General features: G+C 51.4%; 2 protein-coding genes. Both read right to left on the bottom strand.

Going from position 1 to position 2,710, the window contains the following annotated elements:
- Positions 1–425: 425 nt before the first annotated feature.
- Positions 426–2,114 (bottom strand): LpqB family beta-propeller domain-containing protein, encoded by a 1,689-nt coding sequence (locus tag A7E48_RS00795; protein WP_068168192.1) that lies wholly within the window; start codon positions 2,112–2,114, stop codon positions 426–428.
- A partial coding sequence (locus tag A7E48_RS00790; RefSeq protein ID WP_141669319.1) for a HAMP domain-containing sensor histidine kinase occupies positions 2,104–2,710 on the bottom strand: 607 nt, incomplete at its 5' end. The genes A7E48_RS00795 and A7E48_RS00790, both read right to left, overlap by 11 nt.

The following is a 2,710-nucleotide window of genomic DNA, read 5'->3' as shown; positions in this document are numbered from 1 at the left end:
ACCAGCCCGGTCACAAAATATTCAGTCAGATCAGTTCTGCCACCATTCTTAAAAGCTAAAATACAACGGGCTAGCTCGTGCGTATAAGCTCCTGCGGAAAAAACCGGAGGAAGAGCATATCTTGATTTTGGTCGCATAACTTTCACTAACGAATACCTCACTAGATAATCGCATCTCGTGCAGAGCGCTCTGCCCAGCCCCATGCACTGCCCATAGGAGAGGCAACTGGCACACGTTCGAGGAAAGAAGAGTTCGTAAACCGAATAAAGAAGAGCCCAGAAGGTCTCCGCATCACGATGAGTATGAGCGTGATGTCGCAGTTGAGGTGTCTGAGGAAAAAGTTGCATACCTCCAGTGTCACCGCCCGAGCATCAGCTACACCAGGTTTATTTTCAACTGTGGATAACTTGTAGTGAATAGATGAACTACCCGGAGAAATTAGCGTCTTCCAGCGAAATATCAATGCGTGACCATCGCCCGTCGAGCAATCTGTAGACGCTTTCATCTTGGGTATGCGCCAGTGCAGTTTCGCTACCGGGGGCAGCAGAGATGCTTGCTAGACCATCGAGAGTTTCAATCTGTTTGACCTCGCCCGAGAGGTTTACGATCTCTGTGCTCCCCTGCGAATAGTCAGCCAAGAGCACAGAAGAATCGCTATACCACTGAGCATCTGAGACCTTACCGGTACTGCTCAAGCGGATTGGTTCCATCAAGGCCTCCGGAGTATTGTCGGACCCGCGTTTGATACCCGACATCCAGACGGCTGATTCTCCGCCGCTTTGAGTCACAATCACAGCGCGTGTGCCGTCGCGCGAAATTTTCAAGGAGCTCACCGTGTAGTCTTTGAGCCAATCTGCAGAAATGGTGCGCGGAGTTTGATTCTCTCGATTCGCGATAGATATAGCCTTGACCTCCCCATCAGAAGTAGAGGACCATAACCACTGGAATTGATCAAATGATGGCTGAGTGAGCATTTCCCCCATCATGACAGTCTTGCGTGTATTGGAGTTAATCCAGTTCAGCGAGTTGCGGGCAGCGTTGAGATAAGCAAAGTTCTGTCTCTTATACCCCATAGCGGGAAGTTGCATTGCATCATCCGAGGTATAAATGGTGGTCAGATTACTATCATCGCGGAAGTTTTCGCTCATCCTCATATCCTTGCCAGAGAATCCCACAACTTGCGGACCCACATCGGGATTGATGACTGGCGCCTGATAATCATCCAAACTGTTCTGCTTCAAAACCTGGTCTTGAACGGAAAGCTGAATTGCCTGCACTCCGTTGAGCTGGGACAACGTTTGAGTGAGCTGAGTTTGGAATCTTTCAATATCAAGCTGGGAGAGATTAGCCGCCGGTTCTGCTGTATTCACATCCACCGTTGCGGTGCCCCCATTAACCGGCACTGAATTCCGATTGAGCTGTGTGCCTTCGGGTACAGCAGAGCTGACAGCGCCCTCAAGGTAGGGCGCCGGGCCCTGCAACAGCACGCGAACCAACGACGTAGCAACCGTACTACGGTCTGCAAACCAGCGCGTATCCGGCACGGCATAGGTAAACGTGGAATCGTAAAAATAGAGCGTGAAAGGAGTAAAGACCTTTTCGAAGTTCGCCCGAGAAATGACGATGGCATTCGGTGCGGAAGCGATACGCCACTGTCCGTCCACCTGCTTAACCGTAATGTTGACATCCTGGTTTTCCGCCGCGTCAAAGGAGGTAGCGATACCCTTCTTATCAATCTCAGTTGTTACCGGTACATTGACGACGAAGTCCTCGCTCTTTCCCCCCTGTTTGAGATTCACCTGGTCTCCATAGACGAGGGTCTTATCATCAGGTTGCCAGGTCTGCGCAAATTCGGGTGTCAAAAACTCACGCGCCACTGTGTAATCATCGTTGGCGCCGATACCTGCCTCTATAAATCCACGCACAATTTGTTCTGGGCTAGCGTTCTGGCTCGGTCCCTGTGCCTGGATATCCGCCGCAGAAGGCGAGGCACTCTGTGCAGGGTCAGCATAGTGGTTGACGGAACCGTCAGTTGGAATACTCCCGCAACTTGTAGCTGTGAGCAGAAAGATGAGCCCCAAAGAAGAAACTTTGTACAAAGGTCTAATTTTCATCGGGTACTTCCTCCGAAGAAGCAGCGGTATAACGAGAATTTGGTTCAGGCTTATCGAGTTCGTGATCGAGCGAAGCTACAGTGAGTATGCTACCCGTGGCGGCAGTTTGCTCCGTTGACCGCAGAGAACCGTTTTCTGGTTCACCTGTTAGTAGCACGGGCGAGGACCCCATAGGAATATCTTGAGTCAGCGGCAAGGTCATGCGGAAGCACGCACCTTCGTCCGGCTTGCCCCACGCTTCCAGTGTTCCTTGGTGCAAACGCACGTCCTCGGCTGCGATAGAAAGCCCCAAACCGGTTCCTCCCAACGTACGTTTACGGGAAGGATCAGCACGCCAGAAACGATTGAAAACTTGATCCAAATGCTCAGGTTTCATACCGATACCGTGGTCACGTACTGCAAGACCTACCGTGTTTTCGTTCACGCCGATGTACACCTCAATCGGGTTACCTTCGCTGTGCTCCACTGCATTGAACAAGAGGTTACGCAAAACCCTTTCGATACGGCGGTGATCCATCTCCACCATAATTTGTCGCTCGTCCGTATGGAGAGTGAGCTCCGTACCGGTTCGCACAAGATGCGGTTGCACTTCGAGC

The organism is Rothia sp. ND6WE1A, assembly GCF_001683935.1.
Lineage (GTDB): Bacteria > Actinomycetota > Actinomycetes > Actinomycetales > Micrococcaceae > Rothia > Rothia amarae.
The sequence above is the reverse complement of the archived record's forward strand: the minus strand, read 5'-3'. Positions and strand labels throughout refer to the sequence as shown.